The sequence below is a fragment of the Azospirillum sp. TSH20 genome (assembly GCF_003115935.1).
GTDB lineage: Bacteria > Pseudomonadota > Alphaproteobacteria > Azospirillales > Azospirillaceae > Azospirillum.
This window is the reverse complement of the sequence record NZ_LGQU01000118.1, coordinates 32441-53885: the sequence shown is the minus strand read 5'-3', so window position 1 is coordinate 53885 and position 21445 is coordinate 32441. Positions and strand designations below refer to the sequence as shown.

Below are 21445 nucleotides of genomic sequence, written 5' to 3'. Positions count from 1 at the left end.
TCAGCCCTCGCTCTGCATGCCGGCATGCTGGTAGGAGGCGTCGCGCCCCTGCAGCACGGCCAGCAGGTCGTCGATCAGGGCGATGACCAGCACCACCAGACCCGCCGCCATCAGCGCCTGCGGGATCCACAGCGGGATCGGCAGCACGCCCTGGCTGAGGTCGCCGAAATCGTAGGAATCATAGGTCATGCGCACCCAGTACCAGGCGAAATAGGCGCTGAGCGCGGTGGCGAAGCCCAGGCACAGCAGCTCCATGACGCGGCGGGCGGTGCCGTTCAGCCGCTCCACCAGCACGCCGACGCGGATATGGGCGCCGCGGCGCAGCGCCGGCCCCAGCATGAGGAAGAAGGACGCGGCCATGCAATAGCCCGCCAGCTCGTCGGCGCCCGGCACCATGCGGTCGAACAGGCGGCTCGCCACCTGGGTCACGATCAGGACGGCGATGGCGGCGAGCGAAACCGCGCCCAGGATCTCGGCGGTTCGGTAAAGAATGGACAGTGCGGTGCGCATGGCGCAACCACCTCCTGCGGTCGGTCGTGACGAAGGGGCGTCAGGAATGGAGAGGCCCGGCCGGCCGCCCACGCTGCTGGCGGCCGGCCGAACTCAACACCTTACTTGCGATAGGCCGCGATGATGGCCTCGCCGTCGGCGCCGGCCGACTTGATCCATTCCTCGGTCATCGTCTTGCCGATGGCGGACAGGCCTTCCTTCAGCTTGTCCGACGGTGGCAGAACCTTCATGCCGTTGTCCGACATGGTCTTGTTCAGCTCGGCCGTCTTCTTCTCCCACTCGGCCCAGCCCTTGGCCTCGGCCTTCGCCGCGGCCTCCTGGATCGCCTTCTGGGTGTTGGCGTCCAGACCCTTCCAGACTTCGGAATTGACGAACACCATGTTGCGCGGCAGCCAGGCCTGGACGTCGTAATAGACCTTCACGAAGTCCCAGGCCTTGGTGTCGACGCCGGTGGCGGCCGAGGTGATCATCGCGGTGACGATGCCGGTGCCGAAGGCCTGCGCGACCTCCGCCGCCTCGATCTTCACCGGAATGGCGCCGGACAGCTCGGCGATGCGGGTGGTGGCCGGGTTGTAGGCGCGGAACTTCTGGCCCTTCAGCCCTTCGACCGACTGGATCTCGTCCTTCACATACAGGCCCTGCGGCGGCCACGGGATCGAATAGAGCAGCTTCAGGCGCTGGCGCTCCAGCTTCTTCTCCAGAAAGGGCTTGGAGACGTCGTACAGCTTGTGCGCGGCCTTGAAGTCGGTGGCGAGGAAGGGCACGGAATCGAGACCGTAGAGCGGATCCTCGTTCGCCCAGGAGCTGATCAGCACCTCGCCCAGCTGGGCCTGACCGGACTGGACCGCGCGCTTGATCTCCGGATGGCGGATCAGCGAGCCGTTGGTGTGGACGGTGATGCTGATCTTGCCGTTGGTGGCCGCCTTCACGTCGTCGGCGAACTGCTTCACCACCACGGTGTGCAGGTTCGTGTCCGGATAGGGGGTCGGCATGTCCCAGGTCTCGGCCGCGGCGGCCAGCGGCCCGGCGGCGACGACGCCGAGGCCGAGCAGGCTGGCGACCACCGGACCGGCGATCCGGCGGGTGAGACGGGATTGCAGCGTGTCAGCGGTCATGATGTTCGGAAGCTCCCTGTTGTTGGCCGATGCGGCACCCGCCGGCCTTATGGCCGGTCGGACGGGAGCGGAAGCCGCATCACCGGCCCGGCCGCCCCCCTGATCCCGCCCTGCTTCGGACTCCAAAGGTTCACCGTTCCGGACCTTCCGTCAAACCTCCTGTGAGGAATGCGGGAAAAAAAGTCAGCGCTGCCCGCCGCTTATTGGCTGCAACGCATCCGCCGGTCAGTAGATCAGCTCGTTCTCGCCGCTGCCTTCGGCCAGGACCAGCTCGCCGCGGGCGGCAAGGTCCTTCGCCAGCTGCACCATGTACATCTGCGCCTCGTCCACGTCGCGGACACGCACCGGACCCATGGCCGCCATATCCTCGCGCAGGATCTTGGCGGCGCGCTCGGACATGTTGGAGAAGAACAGATCCTTCAGCGACTCCGACGCGCCCTTCAATGCGGTTCCCAGCTTCTGCTTGTCGACCGTGCGCAGCATCGTCTGGACGCCGGTGGGGTCGAGCTTCGACAGATCCTCGAAGGTGAACATCAGCGACTTGATGCGCTCGGCGCTGTCGCGGTTGCGCTCCTCCAGGGCGGCCATGAAGCGGTGCTCGGTGGTGCGGTCCAGGCCGTTGAAGATCTCCGCCAGCATCTCGTGGCTGTCGCGGCGGCTGGTGCGGGCGAGGTTGGTCATGAACTCCGTGCGCAGGGTGCGCTCGACGTCGTCCAGGACCTCCTTCTGCACCGCCTCCATGCGCAGCATGCGCATGATGACTTCCATGGCGAAGCTTTCCGGCAGCTGGGCCAGGACGCGGCCGGCATGGTCGGAGCGGATCTTGGACAGCACGACGGCGACGGTCTGCGGATACTCGTTCTTCAGATAGTTGGACAGCACCGACTCGTTCACGTTGGTCAGCTTGTCCCACATGGTGCGGCCGGCCGGACCACGGATGTCCTCCATGATCTGGTCGACCTTGTCCTTCGGCAGGGTCTTCAGCAGCAGCCGTTCGGTCGAATCGAAGGAGCCGACCACAGTGCCGCTCGACGACATCTGCTCGGCGAACTCGACGAACAGGCGCTCGATCAGGTTGGCCGACACCGTGCCCAGGTTCGCCATCACCTGGGACAGTTCCTTGATCTCCTCGTCGTCCATCAGCGAGAACAGCTTGGACGAATGCTCCTCGCCCAATGCCAGCATCATGATGGCGGCCTTTTCCGGGCCGGTGAGGGTCCGGTAGTCCTCACGAACCTTCTGAGCCATTGCTACCCTTCATGATGCGCGATTCCGACAATGCGCGATGATTGCGGCAAACATCGTTAACAAACGATAAGGAAGGCGCTGGGGACGTTGCGAAAGGGCGGGGCCGGAACCGAATCCGGGTGGGGCGGTTGGTGGGGGCAGCCCCAACCTCCCGCGCGAAAGGTGGCCTCCATGCCCGCCCGTGCCGCCCTTCTGCTGCCCTGCCTCGGGGCCGTCCTGTCGGCGATCCTGCCGGCCTCCGCCCTGGCGGAACTTGCGGTGACGGTTCAGGGGGCCGACTGCCAGGTCTGGGACCAGTATCCCGACCGGCGCAAGACCATCCGCTGGTCCGGGGCCTGCCCGAACGGCTGGGCGAGCGGTCCCGGCGTGCTGAGCTGGTCCTACGACGGCCGCTATGACGGGCAGGTGGAGGGCACGCTGGTCGACGGGCGGCTGGAAGGGCAGGCGCGCGTCACTTGGCGCGATGGACGCCGCCTCGACGGGAATTTCCGCGACGGTCTGGTCTCGGGGCAGGCGACCCATGTCTGGCCCGACGGGCGCGTCTATGAGGGGGAGTGGAAGGACGACCGCCGCACCGGCTTCGGCACGCTCACCTTCCCCAGCGGGAACAAATATGTCGGCCGGTTCCACCGCAACCGCCCGACCGGGCCGGGCGAGTTCGTCACGGCGGACGGCCACCGCTATCGGGCGCGGATCGACGCCGGCGGCAAGGTCAGTGCCGGCGCCCCGCTGGACCGCCCGCCGCAATCGGCGGAGGCCTCGTCGGCCGCGGAGCCCGACGCCGTTTCGGCTCCGGTCCGAGCGGGCCGGCCGCAGAAGCTGGAGGAGTGGCTGAACCAGCCGGATCATCTCCTTCGCGACAGCTCCCGCTAGGGGGCAATCCCCCTCTCCCCGGGGGGAGAGGGGATCCTCACCCGGACCCACGCCCACCGCATACGCCACTATGTGAAAATGGATTTACAGAAATATGCCGATCCTGTAACTCTATCGACATAGAGGCCGCGCTGACGCTGCGAAGGGGATCGGGGGATGGTGTCGCCCATTCAGACGGGATCGCTGCTGATCCGCATGCAGAACTGCCAGCAGCAGCTTCCGGCGGCGCTCGCCAAGGTCGGGGCCTGGGCGCTGGCCTATCCCTTCCGCACCGCGACGCTGAAGATCGGCGAGCTGGCGGCGGCGGCGGAGGTCTCGGTGGCGTCGGTCAACCGCTATGCCCGCTTTCTCGGCTATGACGGCTTTCCGGAATTCCGCGAGGATCTGCTGCGCGCCTTCGAATCCACCTTCGCGCCGGTGGAGAAGCTGCGCGTCGCGGTGCAGCGCGACACCTCGAATGCCGAGATCATGCGGGAATCGCTGGCCAGCGACGCCGGCAACATCACCCGTACCATGGATCTGCTCCAGCCCGAACAGTGCGAGGCCGCCATCCGCCTGATCCGCGAGGCCGGCCGCGTCGTGGCTCTGGGCCTGGGCGACAGCGCCTATCTCGCCCTGTTCCTGGCCGACGTGCTGGAGCCCTATGTCGACAATGTCCACGAAGCGATCGAGTTCGCGGGCACCGAGCGCACCATCCGCCGGCTGATGACGATGAAGCCCGGCGATCTGGTGATCGCGATCACCTCGCCACGCTATTCGCGCCGGACCATCGAGCATCTGCAGATGTGCCGGGAGCACGGGGCGAAGGCCATCGCGCTGACCGACGCGCCGGACAGCCCGATCGTGCCGCTGGCCGACGTCACCCTGCTGGCCGGGGCCGACCATGGCGTGCGCCACAGCTCCCCAACGGGGCTGATGGCGCTGATCGTGGCGCTGGGCACCGCGCTGTCGCGCTCCGGTCCCGACAGCGTCCATCAGGCCGCCGACATGGCCGAACGCATCCTGCCCTACCTGCACGTCGTGCCGAAAAGCAAGCAGCCGACGGATTGAGCCGGGCTTTCCCTTCCACGCGACAAAGAAGCCGAAAAGCGATGACGATCTCCTATTGGAACGGGCGTTACCTGCCGCTGGACGAGGTCCATGTGTCGCCGCTGGACCGCGGTTTCCTGTTCGCCGACGGCCTCTATGAGGTGACCGCCGCCTACAATGGCCGCCTGTTCGAGCCGGAGGCGCACATCGCCCGCCTGCAGCGCGGCCTGTCCGAACTGCGCATCGACTGCGCCCTGTCGGCCGGCGATTGGCTGGGCATCATGGAGCGGCTGGCGGCGGAGTCCGGCATCGACGGCGACCTGACGGTCTACCTGCAGGTCACCCGCGGCGCAGCATCCAGCCGCGGCCATGCCTTCCCGGCCGGCGTCACCCCGTCGGTCTTCGGCATGGCCAGCCCGCTGAAGCGTCCGCCCGCGGCGTGGCGCGACCAGGGCGTCGCCGCCATCACCATCCCCGACATCCGCTGGGGGCGTTGCGACCTGAAGACGGTGGCGCTGCTCGGCAGCGTGCTGGCGCAGCAGGCGGCGACCGACGCCGGGGTGGTCGATGCGCTGCAACTGCGCGACGGGATGGTGACCGAGGGCGCCGCCACCAACATCTTCGTGGTGAAGGACGGCGTCATCGCCACCCCGATCAACGACACCCGCATCCTGGAGGGCATCACCCGCACCGTCATTCTGCGGCTGGCCGCCGAGGCCGGCCTGCGGCTGGAGGAGCGCGACATCCCGGCGGCGGAGCTTGAGACCGCCGACGAAATCTGGATCGCCAGCACCACCAAGGAAATCACTCCGGTCACCAGCCTGAACGGCAAGCCGGTCGGCAGCGGCGCGCCGGGCATGGTCTGGCGCCGCCTGTTCGCGCTGTTCGCCGAAAGGCTCGGCCGATGAGTGTCGCCGCAGCCGTGAAAGCGGTCGACACCGCGCCGGCCCTGCTGTCGGTCGAGGGGCTGAGCGTCGCCTTCGACGGCGAGCATGGTCCCGTGCGTGTGGTCGACGATGTCAGCTTCACCGTGGCGCCGGGCGAGACGGTCGCCATCGTCGGCGAGTCCGGCTCCGGCAAGTCGGTGACCTCGCTGTCGCTGATGCGGCTGGTCGATTATGCCGGCGGACGCATCGTCGGCGGGCGCATCCGCTTCAAGGGCCGCGACGGGCGCGAGCGCGATCTGGCCTCCCCGCCGGCCGAGGCGCTGACCGACATGCGCGGCAACGACATCGCCATGGTCTTCCAGGAGCCGATGACGTCGCTGAACCCGGTCTTCACCATCGGCGACCAGATTGCCGAGGCGGTGATGCTGCACCAGCGTCTCGACCGCAAGGCGGCGCGGGCGGAAGCCCTGCGCATGCTGGAGAAGGTGCGCATTCCCGAACCGGCCCGGCTGCTCGACCGCCACCCGCACCAGCTCTCCGGCGGCATGCGCCAGCGCGTGATGATCGCCATGGCGCTGTCCTGCCGCCCGTCGCTGCTGATCGCCGACGAGCCGACCACGGCGCTGGACGTCACCATCCAGGCGCAGATCCTGCGGCTGATCCGCCTGTTGCAGGACGAGATGGGGATGGGCGTCATCTTCATCACCCACGACATGGGCGTTGTGGCGGAGGTGGCCGACCGCGTCGTCGTGATGTGGCGTGGCCGCAAGGTGGAGGAGGGGCCTGTCGAGCGCATCTTCCAGGCGCCGCAGCACCCCTACACCAAGGCGCTGCTGTCCGCGGTGCCGAAGCTGGGCGCCTTGCGCGGCCAGGATCTGCCGATCCGCTTTCCCCTGCTCGTGGTGGACGACGCCAAGGCCGATGCGCCTCCGCCGGCCCCGCCGGTGCAGGACACCGTGCGCGCCGCCGACGCGCCGCTCTTGGAGGTGCGCGACCTCACCACCCGCTTCGACGTGCGCAAGGGCATCTTCGGCTCGCTGAAGGCCCGCGTCCATGCGGTGGAGAAGGTCAGCTTCGCCGTCCGTCCGGGCGAGACGCTGGCGCTGGTCGGCGAGTCCGGCTGCGGCAAGTCGACCACCGGCCGCACCATCATGGGGCTGCAATCGGCCACCTCCGGCACCATCCGTTTCGACGGCGTCGACACCGCCACGCTGGATTCCAACGGTCAGGCGAAGCTGAAGGAAAAGATCCAATACATCTTCCAGGATCCCTTCGCCTCGCTGAACCCGCGCATGACCGTCGGCTTCAGTGTCGCCGAGCCGATGCTGGTCCACGACTATGCGCCGGCCGCCAAGCCGGGCATGTCGCGCCGCCGCGCCATCGAGGAGCGGGTGGCGGAGCTGCTGACCCAGGTCGGCCTCAAGCCGGAGCATGCGCGCCGCTATCCGCACGAATTCTCCGGCGGCCAGCGCCAGCGCATCTGCATCGCCCGCGCCATCGCCTGCGATCCCAAGCTGATCATCGCCGACGAGGCGGTGGCGGCGCTCGACGTGTCGATTCAGGCGCAGATCGTCAATCTGCTGATGGAACTGCAGGCCAAGCGCGGCCTGTCCTACCTGTTCATCAGCCACGACATGGCGGTGGTGGAGCGGGTCAGCCACCGCGTCGCGGTGATGTATCTCGGCCAGATCGTCGAACTGGGCCCCCGCCGCGCCGTGTTCGAGAATCCGCAGCATCCCTACACCCGCCGTCTGATGGCGGCGGTGCCGATCGCCGACCCCAGCCGCCGCACCCGCGACCTGCGGCTGCTGACCGGGGAGATCCCGAGCCCGATCCGCAACCTCGGCGACGAGCCGCTGGTCCAGCCACTGGTGCCGGTCGGCGACGACCATTTCGTCGCGCGCCACGCCGTTGGCGGCGATTTCTGAACCAAAAAACAGGGAGTTCTCACGTGAAGCGTTTCGCTCTTCCCCTGCTGGCCGGCCTGCTCGCCGGCACCGCGCTGGCCGGTCCGGCCTTCGCCGCCAAGGATTTGGTCGTCGGCATCCCCGACAACATCACCACGCTGGACCCGGCCGACATCAACGACACCCTGTCGCAGTCGGCCAGCCGCACGATGATGCAGGGCCTGTTCGGCTTCGACAAGGACATGAAGCTGGTGCCGCTGCTGGCGGAAAGCTTCACGGTCAACGACACCGCCACCGAATACACCTACCACCTGCGCAAGGGCGTCACCTTCCATGACGGTTCGCCCTTCAATGCCCAGGCGGTGAAGACCAACTTCGACCGCCTGTCCAACCCGGCCAACCGGCTGAAGCGCCAGAGCCTGCTGGCGATGCTGGCCGAGACGGTGGTGGTCGACGACTACACCGTCACGCTGAAGCTGTCGCAGCCCTTCGGCGCGCTGAACAACAACCTCGCCCATCCCGGCGCCATGATCCACAGCCCGAAGGCGCTGGAGACCTATGGCAAGGAGATCGGCCGCCATCCGGTCGGCACCGGCCCCTACAAGTTCGTCAGCTGGGAAGCGGACACGCTGAAGGTCGAGAAGAACGACAAGTACTGGAAGCAGGGTCTGCCGAAGATCGACCACGTCACGCTGAAGAGCGTGCCGGAGAACGGCAGCCGCATCGCCATGCTCCAGACCAACGAGGCGCAGTTCATCTATCCGCTGCCGCCCGAAATGGTGAAGATGGTGGAAGCCAACACCCAGCTGGAGGTCATCGACGCCCCGTCGATCATCGCCCGCTATGTGGCGATGAACACCATGAAGAAGCCGTTCAACGACCCGCGCGTCCGTCAGGCGCTGAACTACGCCATCGACAAGAACGCCTACGCGAAGGTGGTCTATCGCGGCTATGCCGGCCCGCTGGATTCGGCGATCCCGTCCAAGCTGGGCTTCCATGTCACCCAGCCGAACCAGTACACCTACGACCTCGCCAAGGCGAAGGCTCTGCTGGCCGAAGCCGGCTATCCGAACGGCTTCGAGGCCGAGATGTTCGGCCGCAACAGCACCAACTTCATCCGCGGCATGCAGTTCGTCCAGCAGCAGCTGTCGCAGATCGGTGTCAAGCTGACCGTCACCCCGCTGGAAGCCGGCGTCGAGACCGCCCGCGTCTGGGGCGTCGAGAAGCCGGAGGATGCCACGGTGCAGATGCAGTATGGCGGCTGGTCGGCCTCGACCGGCGACGCCGACTGGGGCCTGCGTCCGCTGCTGTGGGGCAAGGGCTTCCCGCCGAAGTTCTTCAACGTCGCATATTATAAGAACGACACGGTCGATGCGGCCATCGAGACCGGCATCGGCACCGCCGATACCGCCAAGCGCGCCGAGGCCTATCGCGTCGCCCAGGAACAGATCTGGAAGGACGCGCCGTGGATCTTCCTCGGCGTCGAGAACCTGCTGGCCGGCAAGTCGAAGAAGCTGACCGGCTTCTACTACGTCGCCGACGGCGGTCTGCAGATGGAAGAGGCCGATCTGCAGTGAGTTTAAATGCCCTCTCTCCCCCGGGGAGAGGGAGGGGACCCGCCGCGTAGCGGTGGGGAGGGTGAGGGGGCCGGCGCGCTCGCGCGCCGCGAAGGGGCATACTGCCCCTTCGCCATCCCCTGGCACGGGCTAAGGCCCGTGCTGCCCCCTCACCCTAACCCTCTCCCCAGGGGGGAGAGGGAATTTCTTCTCGGCCTCCACCAGGACCTCTGCCCCATGCTGAAATATCTCGTCGGCCGTCTCGCCGGCATCCTGCCGGTTCTGCTGGTGATTTCCGTCTTCGTCTTCGGCTTCGTCCATCTGCTGCCGGGCGATCCCGCGCGGCTGGTCGCCGGGCCGGATGCGACGCAGCGGGACGTCGAACTGGTGCGCCAGGATCTCGGCCTCGATAAGCCGCTGTGGGTGCAGTATGGCCGCTTCCTCGGCAATGCGGTGCAGGGCGAGTTCGGGCGGTCGATGAAGTCCAAGCGGCCGGTGTCGCAGGAGATCGGCGAACGCTTCATGCCGACCCTCTATCTCACCGTCGTCGCGATGATCTGGGCGACGCTGGCCGGGCTGCTGATCGGCGTCGCGTCGGCGACCAAGCGCGGGCGCTGGCAGGACCATGTCGGCATGGTGGTGGCGGTGTCGGGCATCGCCTTCCCGTCCTTCTGGCTCGGCCTGCTGATGATCGACCTGTTCTCGGTCAAGCTCGGCTGGCTGCCGACCAGCGGTTATGGCACGTGGCAGCATTTCGTCATGCCGTCGCTGACGCTCGGCCTCGGCGTCGCCGCTGTGATGGCGCGCTTCACCCGCTCCGCCTTCATCGAGATCGCGCGCGAGGATTACGTCCGCACCGCGCGGGCCAAGGGCGTGCCGGCCCGGCTGGTGGTGTGGAAGCACACGTTGCGCAATGCGCTGATCCCGATCATCACCATGGTCGGCCTGCAGTTCGGCTTCCTGCTCGGCGGGTCGATCGTGGTGGAGACGGTGTTCTCCTGGCCGGGGCTGGGCCGGCTGCTGGTGGATAGCGTCAACTACCGCGACTACACCGTCATCCAGGCCGAGATCCTGCTGTTCTCGTTGGAGTTCATCATCATCAACCTGCTGGTCGACGTGCTGTACGCCCTCGCCAACCCCGAGATTCGCTACTCATGACCACGACAGACGCAACCGGCGTGGCCGCCGCAACTCATGAAGCCGTCCGTTCGCCGCTGCGCGAGTTCTGGCGCAAGTTCCGGCGCAACCGCACCGCCATGGCGGCCGGCATCTGTCTGCTGGCGCTGGCACTGGCCGCGGCGGCGGCGCCCTGGATCGCGCCGTTCGATCCGGCGGCCTTCGATTACGACCGCATCCTGGAAGGCCCGTCCATCGATCATTGGGCCGGCACCGACGCCTATGGCCGCGACATCTTCAGCCGCATCCTGTGGGGGGCGCGCATCTCGCTGTCGGTCGGGCTGCTGTCGGTGCTGCTGGGCGGGGCGGCCGGCGTCGCGCTTGGGCTGATCGCCGGCTTCCGCGGCGGCTGGATCGACAGCCTCATCATGCGCATCTGCGACGTGCTGCTGGCCTTCCCCGGCATCCTGCTCGCCATCGGCATCGTCGCCATCCTGGGGCCGGGTATCGAGAACGTCATCTATGCGGTGGCGATCTTCAGCGTGCCGGTCTTCGCCCGCCTCGTGCGCGGCAGCACGCTGTCGCTGAAGCGCGCGGTCTATGTCGACGCCGCCCGCGCCATCGGCGTGCGCGACCGGCTGCTGATGGTCCGCCACATCCTGCCGGGCACGTTGCCCAGCGTGATCGTCTATGTCTCCATGCGCATCGGCACCTCGATCCTGACGGCGGCGAGCCTGAGCTTCATTGGGCTCGGTGCCCAGCCGCCCAGCCCGGAATGGGGCGCCATGCTGGCCGACGGGCGCAGCTACATCGGCGTCGCCAGCCACGTCACCTTCTATCCCGGCCTCGCCATTTTTCTTACGGTGCTGGCCTTCAACCTGCTCGGCGACGGACTGCGCGATGCCCTCGACCCCAAACTGCGCTGACCGCAAGGGCAGGGCGCGGGCCTTTGGGCTGGCCTGCGGCCGGCTGACGCCGGGGCCGCGCAATGCCATCACCGACGTTCCGGGCGTGCGCGTCGGCCATGTCACGCTGGATGAGGGCGCCATCCAGACCGGTGTCACCGCCATCCTGCCCCATGCCGGCAACCTCTACCGCGACAAGCCGGTCGCGGCGGTCGACGTGCTGAACGGCTTCGGCAAGAGCGTCGGGCTGATGCAGGTGGAGGAACTCGGCGCGCTGGAAACGCCGATCCTGCTGACCAACACCCTGTCGGTCGGCACCGCGTCCACCGCGCTGGTCCGCCACGCCATCGCCGCCAATCCCGACATCGGCCGCACCACCGCCACCGTCAATCCGCTGGTGATGGAGTGCAACGACGGCCCACTGAACGACATCCAGGCGCTTGCGGTGACGGAGGCGCACGCCGCTGCCGCGCTCGCCGCCGCGCTGTCCGAGCCGGACGGGGCGGAGGTTGCGGTCGGGTCGGTCGGCGCCGGGCGCGGCATGTCCTGCTTCGGCTTCAAGGGCGGCATCGGCACCTCCTCGCGCCGCCTCAAGCTGGACGGCAAGCGCCATCACCTTGGCGTCCTGGTGCTGGCGAATTTCGGCCGGCCGGGGGAGCTGCGGCTGCCCGACGGCCGCCGCGTCGCTCCACCGGCGAAGGACGATGCGCCGGAGAAGGGCTCCGTCATCGTCATCGCCGCCACCGACGTTCCGCTCGACCACCGCCAGCTGCGCCGGGTGATCCGCCGCGCCGGAGTCGGACTGGCGCGGGTGGGGTCCTTCTGGGGCCATGGCAGCGGCGACATCGCGCTGGGCTTCACCACCGCCAACCGCATCGACCATGACGAGCGGGCCGACATCGTTGGCCTGCGCATGCTGAACGAACGCCGCATCGACAGCCTGTTCGAGGCGATGGCCGACGCGACGCAGGAGGCCGTTCTCGACGCGCTGGCCGCCGCCACGCCGGTGGTGGGCCGCGGCGGCGCCACCCGGCCCTGCCTGTCTGACCTGTTGACCTCCGGGAGCACGCCGTGAAGATCTACATCTCCGCCGACATCGAAGGGGTGGCCGGCGTCGTCTCCCAGCAGCAGGTGACGCAGGGCAACCCCGAGTACGAGCGCGCCCGCCGCCTGATGACCGCCGAGGTCAACGCCGCAATTGAAGGCGCGCTGGCTGGCGGGGCGAGCGAAATCCTGGTCAACGACAGCCACGGCCCGATGGTCAACCTGCTGCCGGACGAGCTGCACCCCGCCGCCGAGCTGATCCTCGGCCGGCCCAAGCCCATCGGCATGTTCGCCGGGCTGGAGCCGGACAGCGCCGGGGTGATGTGCGTCGGCTTCCACACCTCGGCGCGCCAATACGGCATCCTCGCCCACACCACCAACAGCTTCGCCTTCGGTCGAGTCCGGGTGAATGGGCTGGAGTTGGGGGAGGCTGGCAATTACGGCGCCTATGCCGGCGAGATCGGCGTGCCGGTGATCCTGCTGAGCGGCGACGACCGCTTCGCCGCCGAGATGGAACCGCTGTTCCCGGCGTCCGAGCGCGTGGTGGTCAAGCAGGCGCTCGGCCAGCGCGCCGCCCGCTCCGTGGCGCCGTCCGTCGCCCGCGACCGCATCCGCGCGGCGGCAACCCGCGCCGTGCGCGGGGCCGCGACCATCCCGCCCTTCCGCGTCCCGCCCCAGGACGAAGGCGCGCCCTATCGGTTGGAGATCGAGATGAACAGCCCGGCGCTGGCCGATCTGGCGTCGCTGATCCCGGTGTCCGAGCGCCTCGACCCCATCACCGTCCGCCTGCCGGCCGCCAGCATGGCCGCTGCGTTGGGCTGGATCAACACCCTGTCGGCCATGTCGGCCACCCTGCGCTGAGATCCGCACCCATGACCCTTTCCCACCCGCAGCCCTTCGCGCTGGCCATCCATGGCGGCGCCGGCACCATCAAGCGCAGCGCCCTGACGCCGGCCCTGACCGAGGGCTATCACGCCGGCCTGCGCCGGGCGCTCGCCGCCGGGCACGAGGTGCTGGCCGACGGCGGCAGCGCGCTCGACGCCGTCACCGCCGCCGTCATGGCGCTGGAGGACGAGCCGCTGTTCAACGCCGGCCGCGGCGCCGTCTTCACCGCCGAGGGTGTGCAGGAGATGGACGCCGCCATCATGGACGGCCGCGACCGCGCCGCCGGTGCGGTGGCCGGCCTGTTCGGCCCGCGCAATCCCATCCTGGCCGCCCGCGCGGTGATGGAGCACACGGAGCATGTCCTGCTGATCGGCGAGGGCGCGCTGGATCTCTGCCGCCGCCAGGGTCTGGCGATGGAGGAAGCCCCCTATTTCTTCACCCAACCGCGTTGGGATGCCCTGCAGGCCGAACTGGAGCGCCGCCGCTCCGGTGCGCCCGACGACGGGGATGAACAGCGCCGCCACGGCACGGTCGGCGCTGTCGCCCGCGACCGCGACGGCAACCTCGCCGCCGCGACCTCGACCGGCGGCATGACCGCCAAGGCCAAGGGCCGCGTCGGCGACAGCCCGGTGATCGGCGCCGGCACCTTCGCCGACAACATCACCTGCGCGGTCTCCGCCACCGGCCACGGCGAGCATTTCATCCGCCGCTGCGCCGCCCACGAGATCGACGCCCGCATGCGCTGGGCCGGCCAAAGCCTGGAGCGCGCCGCCGGCGACGTGGTGGACGAGCTGGGCGTGATCGGCGGCTCCGGCGGGCTGATCGCCATCGACCGCGACGGCCGGGTGGCGCTGCCCTTCAACTGCTCCGGCATGTATCGCGGCGTCATCGGGCCGGAGGGGTTGCCGATGACGGCGATCCACCGCGAGGAGTTCCGCATCGGCTGACCCTCCGACGGGAAGGCCTCCTCTCCCCCAAGGAAAGTCCCCTCTCCCCCCCGGGGAGAGGGTTAGGGTGAGGGGGACGCGTGGCGAGGATCCTCAAGCATCGTGCGCCTCCCGCTCTCCCGCCGATCCACCCTATGTATCCCCCTCACCCCGACCCTCTCCCCGGGGGGGAGAGGGGGATTTTGCCAAGTCGGCAGACACGTATCCTGATTTTCGACCGTGATCGTCCCGCACTGCCCCGTTTCCCCGGCTGGACAGGTGGGAGCCGGCTTGCGACGCTTCGGCTTGAACGGCAACGCCCCGGAACGGAGGATGACGGCATGCGTGCGATGGTGATTTCGCGGTTCGGCGGTCCCGACGTGTTCGAACTCCAGGATCGGCCGCGCCCGGTCGCGGCACCGGGCGAGCTGCTGGTGCGGGTGGTGGCGTCGGGCACAAACCCGGTGGACGCCAAGATCCGGCAGGCCGGCAGCTGGGCCGGCATCCCCTTCCCGGCGGTGCTCGGCTATGACGTGTCGGGCGTGGTGGAGGAGGTCGGCCCTGGTGTGACCGGCTTCAGGGCCGGCGACGAGGTGTTCTACACGCCGGAGATCTTCGGCAACCCCAACGGCAGCTATGCCGAATACACCGTCGCCGCCGCGTCCATCGTCGCGCACAAGCCGCCGGGCCTCAGCCATGTCGAGGCGGCGGGCATCCCGCTGGCCGGCGGCACGGCATGGGAGGCCATCGTCCGCCGTCTGGCGGTGCGGCCGGGCGAGACGGTGCTGATCCATGGCGGGGCCGGTGGCGTCGGCAGCTTCGCCATCCAGTTCGCCAAGGCGGCCGGCGCCCGCGTGCTCGCCACCGCCAGCAAGGCCAACCACGAGGCGATGCGCGACCTCGGCGCCGACGTGACGCTCGACTACCGCGACACCGACGTGATGGACCAGATCCTGCGCGAGGCGGGCGGGGCGGGGGTGGATGCCTCCTTCGACACTGCCGGCGGCAATGTGCCGATGAGCACGCTAGCGACCCGTCCCTTCGGCCGCATCGCCACCATCCTGCCGCCGACCGGCGACCTCGACGCGCTCTATGTGAAGAACCAGACCCTCTACGGCACCTTCCTGACCCGCGAGGGCGCCCGCCTGCGCGAGATGGCGCCGCTGTTCGAGCGCGGGCAGGCCAGGGTGATCGTCGATGCCGTCCTGCCGCTGGAACAGGTCGGCAAGGCGCATGAACGGCTCGATTCCGGCCACGGTCGCGGTAAGATCATCCTCCAAGTGGGCGCCTGACGCCCGCACGAGGCTTGCGTGGGGCTTTCGGGGGGCAGTCGTTGTGTATATCTGGCTGATCGGTCTGCACGTCGCCGCGGTGACGGTGTGGATCGCGGGCATGTCCGTCGCCGCCATCCTGATCAGCGCCCTGGACCCCACGACCGCCGCCGAGGAGGGACCGGCCCGCGTCCTGCGCGCGGCCTTGCGCTGGGACCGCCGCGTGACCTCCCCGGCGATGGGGCTCGCCTGGATTCTCGGGCCCACGCTGGTGGTGGTCGGCGGCTGGGGCTTCGAGCCGTGGCTGGTGGCGAAGGTCGCCATCGTCATCGCCCTGTCCGCCCTGCACGGCAAGCTCGCCGCCGGACTGCGCCGGCTGTCCGAACCGGCACCGGCTTCTGGTGTCCGCCCGGTTTCCCCGTTGCTGCGCTTTTCCCCGTTGGCGGTGATCGTCGGGGTCATCGCCATCGTCACACTGGTGGTGGTGAAGCCCTATTGAACACGGTATGGTGTCGAACCGGGAGGATTCCAGCGCGAAAGGACAAGCCATGGCCGTCGCCAAGACCACGATCTGCCTCTGGTACGACAAGGACGCCGAGTCCGCAGCCCGCTTCTACGCCGAGACCTTCCCCGACAGCGCCGTGCACGCCGTCCACCGCGCCCCCGCCGACTACCCGTCCGGCAAGGCGGGCGACGTCCTGACGGTCGAGTTCACCGTCGCCGGCATCCCCTGCCTCAGCCTGAATGGCGGCCCGGCCTTCAAGCACAGCGAGGCCTTCTCGTTCCAGATCGCCACCGACGACCAGGAAGAGACCGACCGCTATTGGACCGCCATCGTCGGCAACGGCGGCCAGGAGAGCGCCTGCGGCTGGTGCAAGGACCGCTGGGGCATTTCCTGGCAGATCACGCCCCGCGTGCTGACCGATGCGCTGGCGGCGGGTGGCGAGGAGGCCAAGCGGGCGTTCGAGGCGATGATGGGGATGACGAAGATCGACGTGGCGGCGATCGAGGCGGCGCGGCGGGGGTGAGGGAGAGTCATGGAGGCGCGGCGAAAGTGTGTGTCGGCTTAGCCCAAAGCCGCCATTCAAGCTGGCGGCGCACCCGCTACGAATTGGCCTGCAATCAGTTGTTGAGTCCGTTCAATAGTTCAGTAAGGGCCTTGTCGTAATCATCCTTCGAGCCAGGGCCCTCAGAATGGAAACCGCCACTGATCGCAGTTGCGATTGCGGCACCATGGGTGAAATCGACGAGTATGTTTACCCAAATTTTGGTTCTCTGCGGCGACAATCCAGCTTCGACCAAAAGTTCGCTAATCTCTTTGGTTATTCGTTGCGCCTGTTCCGGAAAGACCGTGGGTCGGCTGAAGATGAGCAGGGTGAGGCCGGGATGGTTCAGCACTTGGCCATGATAGGCCCGCAAGAGGGCTTCGATCCGGCTCCGGGGGGCGCCTGATGCTGGTGCTGAGACGTCACGGTAGACCCGTTCCGACATGGCACCGATCAAACCGTCACGATCACCGAAATGGTGGTATATCGTCATAGGATTGATCTGGAGCCGTTCAGCCAATGTACGCATGGTGAACGCATCGACCCCATTGGTATCAACCAAGTCTAGTGCGGCTGACAGCATGTCGTCACGCGAGACGGCTGCCTTGTTGTGGGGCGGACGTCCCCGTGGGCGCGTCATGGTGCGATCCGGTAGCGTGACTGGACGAGACCGGAAGCGAAACTGCGGGTCTCTTCATGGATGAGCGCAATATCGGAAGGGATCGCGCCAAACAGGCTGCGCCCCTGTCCAAGCAGCACCGGGACGCGAGTGATTACCATGTCTGTAATCAGTCCTTCGCGCAAGAATGATTGAATGATTAAGCCGCCATCTACATAGACACGGCGATTTCCCGCAGCCTCGAGCATTGCCATCGCTTGCTTTGGAGATTTGTCGGAGAACTGGACCTTTTCCGCCATGTCCTCTGGAACCTGCTGGCCCTTAAGTGAGCCCGACATGACCACAACCGGACGTGTGTAGGGCCAGGGCCTTATATTCTGAATGCTCTCATAGGTGCCGCGTCCCATGAGGATGACATCGATATTATCGATGAAGGCGTCATAGCCATGATCCTCGGAAGGGTCGTCCCTTTCCAGTAGCCAGCCGATGTCCCCGTTATTGCGTGCAATGAATCCATCAAGACTGGTCGCGATGAAGACATGACCGCTGATCATTCTCGACCCCCTTATTTATACGTCGTATAAATAATTAGAGATGGACGTCGTTTGCGTCAAGCTGCGTCGCATCGGAGCCGGAGGTGAAGGGCAACTCCTGGCGCAAAACGGACTCTCACCCCCACATCATCCCGAATGCACGCCACCGAGTGCCCCGGCGCCACCTCTCGCAGGGTCCGTGCCTGAGGATCAGGCGATAGCTTTCGCCCACCGACGATGCGACGCGTTCGCTCGACAGTGCCGTGCCGCCGCAATCCAGAACGGCGCGATCTTGCGGTCCGCCTCCTGTTTGCTGGGGCTCTACCCAGACCGACAAGGAGTCCTCCATGCCCAGCACCCCCGATCCCCGCCCCGAGTCCACCAACGACCGCACCGAAGACCGCACCTCCGGTCAGGCCCAGGTGCCGAAGCCGCCCTCACGCGCGGAGGTCGAGGAGATCAGCCGCTCGCAGGAGTATCTGACCGACGATTGGACCGGCGACGGCGGAAAGCCGGAAGGGTCCGGGCGCTCTCCGGCGTAACAGGCACGGGGACGGACCCTTCCCGGACCCGAACGGCGTACATCCTCCGCCCTCAGGCTTAAGCTGTCTGAGAAGTGGACGAATCAGGGAACTTGCCGTCCGCCCTCCTGTCGAAGGAAGTCCCCCTTCCGACGACGGAGAGACCGGGATGCGCAATCTCCTTCCAGCCCTGATGCTCGCGACCGTCCTGCTGCCGGCCGGTGCCGGTGCGCAGGTCATCGATGCCGGCGACGCCGTCTGCCGGCCGGGCGACAGCGGGTGCGCCCGGTTCGTCGGTGATGTGAAGGGGGGCATGCCGAAGCGGGGTGGCGCCAAGCAGCCGGTCGTCATCGGCACGTCGGTCTACATGCTGACGCCCTGGCAGGCCGAACGGGAGCGCCGCTGTCTCGCGCTGGCCGGCTGGGCCGAGGCGAGGGGGGAGGGGGCCGACGCCATGGCGGCCGTGATGTGGGTGGTCGCCAACCGCGCCGCCTCGGCCGACCAGCCGTCGCTGCCCTGCCGGGTCGTCGTCGCCGCAGGCCAGTTCGAACCCTTCGCGGTGCCGCCGGTCGAGCCGAAGACGCGGGAGAAGCACGGCAAAACGGCAAAGCAGCGGGCCACACAGCGGGAGAAGGCCGCCGAACAGGCGAAACTCGCCGCCGATCCGCGTGTGGAGGCGCGGCGCATCCTGGCGGAGATCCGCCGGCAGGCCCATGTCATCCGGGCGGGCGGCATGCCGTCCTGGCCGAAACCCCGCCTCACCGCCGATCAGGAGGCGCTGCACGTCGCGCGGGGGCTGGCCTGGTATCTCAACGACGACGACATGCCCGATCCCACCGCCCGCGCCTCGCTGTTCTACAGCCCGCCGGCGCAGGCGGCGCTCCGCCGCCAGAAACCGGACTGGGCGGAGGCGCGGCTGCACACCACCTCCATCGGCGGCCATGCCTTCTACCGCTATCCGACGCCGCCTGCCGAGACGGCCCCCACCAAGCTCGCCGATCCGATCGGCACGCTGGTGGCGGAAATCAGCGAATAGGCGGCGGGGCGTGAGATTCGGGAAAGGCGGATGAGCGGCTAGGAGTACGTCATCTCGTCTCAAAGACGAGGGAATGTCTGTTAACCGCCTGAAATTGCGGATAGTTGATCCGTATTTTCCATCAGGCGGAAAGCCGGGTCGTGAATTGCTGCAGATCAATCGTACCCGTCTGTCGATCCCCTAGGCTGTTCTTGTCGAACGACATGACGGCCAACGACTTCGAAGGGGAGAGAAACGATGAAGGCAGTCGATCTTATGACGCCGCGGGTCATCACCATCGGTCCCGATGCGACCGTCGCCGATGCCGCCCGCAAGATGCTGGAGAACAACATCAGCGGCATGCCCGTGGTCGATGCGGCCGGCAAGGTGGTGGGGATCATCAGCGAAGGCGATCTGCTGCGCCGTGTGGAACTGGGGACGGAGCGTCATCGCTCCTGGTGGCTCAGCATGGTGTCCGGCGGCACCCTGCCGACGGAGGACTTCATCAAGTCCCATGCCCGCAAGGTCGCGGACGTGATGACCAACCACGTCACCACGGTGGACGAGAACGCCACGCCGGAGGACGTCGTGCGGCTGATGGAGACCCGACGGATCAAGCGCGTGCCGGTGGTGCGCCAGGGCGCCCTGGTCGGCATCGTCAGCCGCGCCAACCTGCTGCGCGCGCTGGCCAGCGTCGCGCCGGATACCCCGGCCGCCGCCCCCGACGACCGCGCGCTGAAGGAGCGGGTGGCCGCCGCCGTCAGAGAGGTTTCCTGGGACTCGCGCTCGCACGACGCCATCGTCGTCCGCAACGGGGTGGTCCAGCTCTGGGGCTTTGCCAGCAGCGGATCTCAGCGCGACGCCGTGCGCGTCGCGGCGGAAAGCGTCCCCGGCGTCAAGGCGGTGGAGAACAACATCCAGGTCGTCGACGCGGCGGAAAGCGGCGCCTGGGGGCTGTGATCAGGATGCCGGGGCGGGTTTCCGGCGTTCAGATCCGCCCCGGCAGCCTCGCCCCGACCAGATGGGTCGCCTGTGCGCCATACTCATAGACGGCTTCCCGCATGGCGCGGCCCGACACCGTCCCGGTGGGCGTGTTGGGCAGTGGCATCTCCGCATCCGGCAGCTTGCCGGTGACGTGCTCGGCCAGGCAGCGGCCGAGCACGGTGCCGGGGGCGATGCCGCGGCCGTTGTATCCGCTGAAGGCGATGACGTTGCGGTCCAGCCGGTGGAAGCGGGGCAGGTTGTCGCTGGTCATGCCTATCTGACCGTACCATTCCGCCTCGAACCGCACGGGGCCGAGCTGCGGGAAAAGGGCCGCCAGCGACCGCTGCGCCCAGGCCCGATGCACCGCCGTCCCGGTCCCGCGCAGCGCGCCGACGCTGCCGAACACCAGCCGGCCCTGCCGGTCGAAGCGGTAGGAACTCAGCACCGACTTGGTGTCCCACACCCCCTGGCGTTCCGGCAGGATGGCCCGCTGCATGGCGTCGGACAGCGGCTCCGTCGCCAGATTGAAATAGGGCAGGTGGACCTGTTCGGTGCGCAGTTGCTGCCAGGGGCCGATGCTGTAGGCGTCGGTGGCGACCAGCACCCAATCGGCGGTGACCGACCCGTTCGGCGTCTTCACCTCCCACTTCGACCCGGTCTGTCCCGCCGACTGCACCGGGCTGCCGGTGAAGATGCGGGCACCCGCCGCAATCGCCGCCGTCGCCAGTCCGCGCGCATAGGCCAGCGGCTGGATGGTGCCGGCGCGGCGATCCAGCAGCGAACCGGTGTAGGCCGTGGTGCCGACCTTCTCAGCGGTTTCCCTCGCGTCCAGCAGGCGGACGGGGGCACCGCGCTTCTGCCAGATCGCCGCCCGCTGTTCCAGTTCGCGCAGGCCCGCCTCGCCGACGCCGCAATGGAGCGTGCCGGCGCGCTCGTCCTCGCAGGCGATGCCGTGCTTGGTGATGAGCTCGAAGACATACCGGGGGGCATTGCCCAGCAGATCGATCAACCGCTCGCCATAGACCGGCCCCAGGGTGCTGACCAGCTGGTCCGGCATCACCCACATGCCAGCATTGACCAGCCCGACATTGCGGCCGGCGCCGCCGAAGCCGATCTCCACCGCCTCCACCACCACGGCGTCGACGCCGCTTTCGGCCAGATGCAGCGCGGCGGACAGGCCGGTGTAGCCGGCGCCGACGATCACCACGTCGGCCCGGACGCTGCCGGCCAGCGGTGCGGTCGGCGGTGCCGCCGGTGCGGTGCGTTCCCAAAGCCCGTGCGACCGCGGATCGTTCTGCATCCCCTGTGGTCCTTTTCGCGTCTGTTGCTTTTGCTTTTGTACGCCCGTCATTCCCGGCTGGAAACACTGTCCCCACCGCATCCATGGGCGGAACGGGCCGCCGCAGCCCCTGGATGGTTGGGAAGATTGACTTGCCTACCTCCTTCGGCCAAGTG

General features: G+C 67.9%; 22 protein-coding genes. 16 read left to right on the top strand and 6 right to left on the bottom strand.

Features of this window, described 5'->3' with window-relative positions; genetic code table 11:
• The 3 genes from TSH20_RS28560 to fliG form a co-directional block, all read right to left on the bottom strand.
• On the bottom strand, positions 1 to 510 hold the full coding sequence (locus TSH20_RS28560; RefSeq protein ID WP_109156722.1) for a TRAP transporter small permease: 510 nt from the start codon (positions 508 to 510) through the stop codon (positions 1 to 3).
• A gap of 101 nt (positions 511 to 611) precedes the next feature.
• Positions 612 to 1625, bottom strand: coding sequence for a TRAP transporter substrate-binding protein (locus TSH20_RS28555; protein WP_109156721.1), 1014 nt, complete (start codon positions 1623 to 1625; stop codon positions 612 to 614).
• Between the two features lie 225 nt (positions 1626 to 1850).
• Positions 1851 to 2873, bottom strand: a complete 1023-nt coding sequence (gene fliG / locus TSH20_RS28550; protein WP_085084489.1) for a flagellar motor switch protein FliG — start codon at positions 2871 to 2873, stop codon at positions 1851 to 1853.
• A 171-nt stretch (positions 2874 to 3044) separates the two neighbouring features.
• Between fliG and TSH20_RS28545 the strand changes: the two genes are divergently transcribed.
• The 13 genes from TSH20_RS28545 to TSH20_RS28485 all read left to right on the top strand — a co-directional run bounded on the left by TSH20_RS28545 (position 3045) and on the right by TSH20_RS28485 (position 16300).
• Positions 3045 to 3746 (top strand): hypothetical protein, encoded by a 702-nt coding sequence (locus TSH20_RS28545; protein ID WP_109156720.1) that lies wholly within the window; start codon positions 3045 to 3047, stop codon positions 3744 to 3746.
• 156 nt (positions 3747 to 3902) lie between these two features.
• On the top strand, positions 3903 to 4796 hold the full coding sequence (locus TSH20_RS28540) for a MurR/RpiR family transcriptional regulator (RefSeq protein ID WP_109156719.1): 894 nt from the start codon (positions 3903 to 3905) through the stop codon (positions 4794 to 4796).
• 41 nt (positions 4797 to 4837) lie between these two features.
• Positions 4838 to 5683, top strand: coding sequence for a D-amino acid aminotransferase (locus TSH20_RS28535; RefSeq protein WP_109156718.1), 846 nt, complete (start codon positions 4838 to 4840; stop codon positions 5681 to 5683).
• Complete coding sequence (locus TSH20_RS28530) at positions 5680 to 7590, top strand: dipeptide ABC transporter ATP-binding protein (RefSeq protein WP_109156717.1); 1911 nt, start codon at positions 5680 to 5682, stop codon at positions 7588 to 7590. Before TSH20_RS28535 ends, TSH20_RS28530 begins: the two co-directional genes overlap by 4 nt.
• Positions 7591 to 7613: 23 nt before the next feature.
• Positions 7614 to 9146 carry a glutathione ABC transporter substrate-binding protein gene (locus tag TSH20_RS28525; protein ID WP_109156716.1) on the top strand — a complete coding sequence of 511 codons (1533 nt, stop codon included), beginning with the start codon at positions 7614 to 7616 and terminating at the stop codon, positions 9144 to 9146.
• A gap of 216 nt (positions 9147 to 9362) precedes the next feature.
• Complete coding sequence (gene gsiC, locus TSH20_RS28520; RefSeq protein WP_109156715.1) at positions 9363 to 10283, top strand: glutathione ABC transporter permease GsiC; 921 nt, start codon at positions 9363 to 9365, stop codon at positions 10281 to 10283.
• The gene (locus tag TSH20_RS28515) at positions 10280 to 11167 is read left to right on the top strand and encodes an ABC transporter permease subunit (RefSeq protein WP_109156714.1); all 888 of its coding nucleotides are present in this window, start codon (positions 10280 to 10282) and stop codon (positions 11165 to 11167) included. Before gsiC ends, TSH20_RS28515 begins: the two co-directional genes overlap by 4 nt.
• Positions 11142 to 12221, top strand: a complete 1080-nt coding sequence (locus tag TSH20_RS28510) for a P1 family peptidase (protein WP_109156713.1) — start codon at positions 11142 to 11144, stop codon at positions 12219 to 12221. Before TSH20_RS28515 ends, TSH20_RS28510 begins: the two co-directional genes overlap by 26 nt.
• Positions 12218 to 13051 (top strand): M55 family metallopeptidase, encoded by an 834-nt coding sequence (locus tag TSH20_RS28505; protein WP_109156712.1) that lies wholly within the window; start codon positions 12218 to 12220, stop codon positions 13049 to 13051. Before TSH20_RS28510 ends, TSH20_RS28505 begins: the two co-directional genes overlap by 4 nt.
• Before the next feature lie 11 nt (positions 13052 to 13062).
• Positions 13063 to 14022: an isoaspartyl peptidase/L-asparaginase gene (locus TSH20_RS28500; protein WP_109156711.1), complete on the top strand. Its 960-nt coding sequence runs from the start codon at positions 13063 to 13065 to the stop codon at positions 14020 to 14022.
• Between the two features lie 320 nt (positions 14023 to 14342).
• Positions 14343 to 15293, top strand: a complete 951-nt coding sequence (locus tag TSH20_RS28495) for a zinc-dependent alcohol dehydrogenase family protein (RefSeq protein ID WP_109156710.1) — start codon at positions 14343 to 14345, stop codon at positions 15291 to 15293.
• A gap of 43 nt (positions 15294 to 15336) precedes the next feature.
• Entirely contained in the window at positions 15337 to 15771 is a 435-nt protein-coding gene (locus TSH20_RS28490) for a CopD family protein (RefSeq protein WP_247871434.1), read from the top strand.
• Positions 15772 to 15820: 49 nt separating this feature from the next.
• Positions 15821 to 16300: a VOC family protein gene (locus TSH20_RS28485; protein WP_109156708.1), complete on the top strand. Its 480-nt coding sequence runs from the start codon at positions 15821 to 15823 to the stop codon at positions 16298 to 16300.
• A gap of 94 nt (positions 16301 to 16394) precedes the next feature.
• Here TSH20_RS28485 and TSH20_RS28480 read toward each other — a convergent pair whose 3' ends face one another.
• Together TSH20_RS28480 and TSH20_RS28475 are read right to left on the bottom strand one after the other, a co-directional pair.
• Positions 16395 to 16958: a TetR/AcrR family transcriptional regulator gene (locus TSH20_RS28480; protein WP_109156707.1), complete on the bottom strand. Its 564-nt coding sequence runs from the start codon at positions 16956 to 16958 to the stop codon at positions 16395 to 16397.
• On the bottom strand, positions 16955 to 17491 hold the full coding sequence (locus TSH20_RS28475; protein WP_109156706.1) for a dihydrofolate reductase family protein: 537 nt from the start codon (positions 17489 to 17491) through the stop codon (positions 16955 to 16957). Before TSH20_RS28475 ends, TSH20_RS28480 begins: the two co-directional genes overlap by 4 nt.
• 326 nt (positions 17492 to 17817) lie before the next feature.
• Here TSH20_RS28475 and TSH20_RS28465 point away from each other — a divergent pair, with 326 nt between their 5' ends.
• The 3 genes from TSH20_RS28465 (at position 17818) to TSH20_RS28455 (ending at position 19966) form a co-directional block, all read left to right on the top strand.
• Positions 17818 to 18012 (top strand): hypothetical protein, encoded by a 195-nt coding sequence (locus tag TSH20_RS28465; protein ID WP_109156704.1) that lies wholly within the window; start codon positions 17818 to 17820, stop codon positions 18010 to 18012.
• Between the two features lie 148 nt (positions 18013 to 18160).
• Complete coding sequence (locus TSH20_RS28460) at positions 18161 to 19027, top strand: cell wall hydrolase (RefSeq protein ID WP_109156703.1); 867 nt, start codon at positions 18161 to 18163, stop codon at positions 19025 to 19027.
• Between the two features lie 237 nt (positions 19028 to 19264).
• On the top strand, positions 19265 to 19966 hold the full coding sequence (locus tag TSH20_RS28455) for a CBS domain-containing protein (protein ID WP_109156702.1): 702 nt from the start codon (positions 19265 to 19267) through the stop codon (positions 19964 to 19966).
• A 28-nt stretch (positions 19967 to 19994) separates the two neighbouring features.
• On the opposite strand, the gene TSH20_RS28450 is transcribed toward TSH20_RS28455, so the two are convergent.
• Positions 19995 to 21290 carry an FAD-binding oxidoreductase gene (locus tag TSH20_RS28450; protein ID WP_109156701.1) on the bottom strand — a complete coding sequence of 432 codons (1296 nt, stop codon included), beginning with the start codon at positions 21288 to 21290 and terminating at the stop codon, positions 19995 to 19997.
• Between the last annotated feature and the right edge of the window lie 155 nt (positions 21291 to 21445).

Coding starts and splice junctions, on each gene's coding strand:
- TSH20_RS28485 (WP_109156708.1), top strand. CDS start 15,821: ATGGCCGTCGCCAAGACCACGATCTGCCTCTGGTACGACAAGGACGCC.
- TSH20_RS28475 (WP_109156706.1), bottom strand. CDS start 17,491: ATGATCAGCGGTCATGTCTTCATCGCGACCAGTCTTGATGGATTCATT.
- TSH20_RS28495 (WP_109156710.1), top strand. CDS start 14,343: ATGCGTGCGATGGTGATTTCGCGGTTCGGCGGTCCCGACGTGTTCGAA.
- TSH20_RS28450 (WP_109156701.1), bottom strand. CDS start 21,290: ATGCAGAACGATCCGCGGTCGCACGGGCTTTGGGAACGCACCGCACCG.
- TSH20_RS28555 (WP_109156721.1), bottom strand. CDS start 1,625: ATGACCGCTGACACGCTGCAATCCCGTCTCACCCGCCGGATCGCCGGT.
- TSH20_RS28455 (WP_109156702.1), top strand. CDS start 19,265: ATGAAGGCAGTCGATCTTATGACGCCGCGGGTCATCACCATCGGTCCC.
- TSH20_RS28540 (WP_109156719.1), top strand. CDS start 3,903: ATGGTGTCGCCCATTCAGACGGGATCGCTGCTGATCCGCATGCAGAAC.
- TSH20_RS28515 (WP_109156714.1), top strand. CDS start 10,280: ATGACCACGACAGACGCAACCGGCGTGGCCGCCGCAACTCATGAAGCC.
- TSH20_RS28530 (WP_109156717.1), top strand. CDS start 5,680: ATGAGTGTCGCCGCAGCCGTGAAAGCGGTCGACACCGCGCCGGCCCTG.
- TSH20_RS28545 (WP_109156720.1), top strand. CDS start 3,045: ATGCCCGCCCGTGCCGCCCTTCTGCTGCCCTGCCTCGGGGCCGTCCTG.
- TSH20_RS28480 (WP_109156707.1), bottom strand. CDS start 16,958: ATGACGCGCCCACGGGGACGTCCGCCCCACAACAAGGCAGCCGTCTCG.
- fliG (WP_085084489.1), bottom strand. CDS start 2,873: ATGGCTCAGAAGGTTCGTGAGGACTACCGGACCCTCACCGGCCCGGAA.
- TSH20_RS28460 (WP_109156703.1), top strand. CDS start 18,161: ATGCGCAATCTCCTTCCAGCCCTGATGCTCGCGACCGTCCTGCTGCCG.
- TSH20_RS28535 (WP_109156718.1), top strand. CDS start 4,838: ATGACGATCTCCTATTGGAACGGGCGTTACCTGCCGCTGGACGAGGTC.
- gsiC (WP_109156715.1), top strand. CDS start 9,363: ATGCTGAAATATCTCGTCGGCCGTCTCGCCGGCATCCTGCCGGTTCTG.
- TSH20_RS28510 (WP_109156713.1), top strand. CDS start 11,142: ATGCCCTCGACCCCAAACTGCGCTGACCGCAAGGGCAGGGCGCGGGCC.
- TSH20_RS28465 (WP_109156704.1), top strand. CDS start 17,818: ATGCCCAGCACCCCCGATCCCCGCCCCGAGTCCACCAACGACCGCACC.
- TSH20_RS28560 (WP_109156722.1), bottom strand. CDS start 510: ATGCGCACCGCACTGTCCATTCTTTACCGAACCGCCGAGATCCTGGGC.
- TSH20_RS28500 (WP_109156711.1), top strand. CDS start 13,063: ATGACCCTTTCCCACCCGCAGCCCTTCGCGCTGGCCATCCATGGCGGC.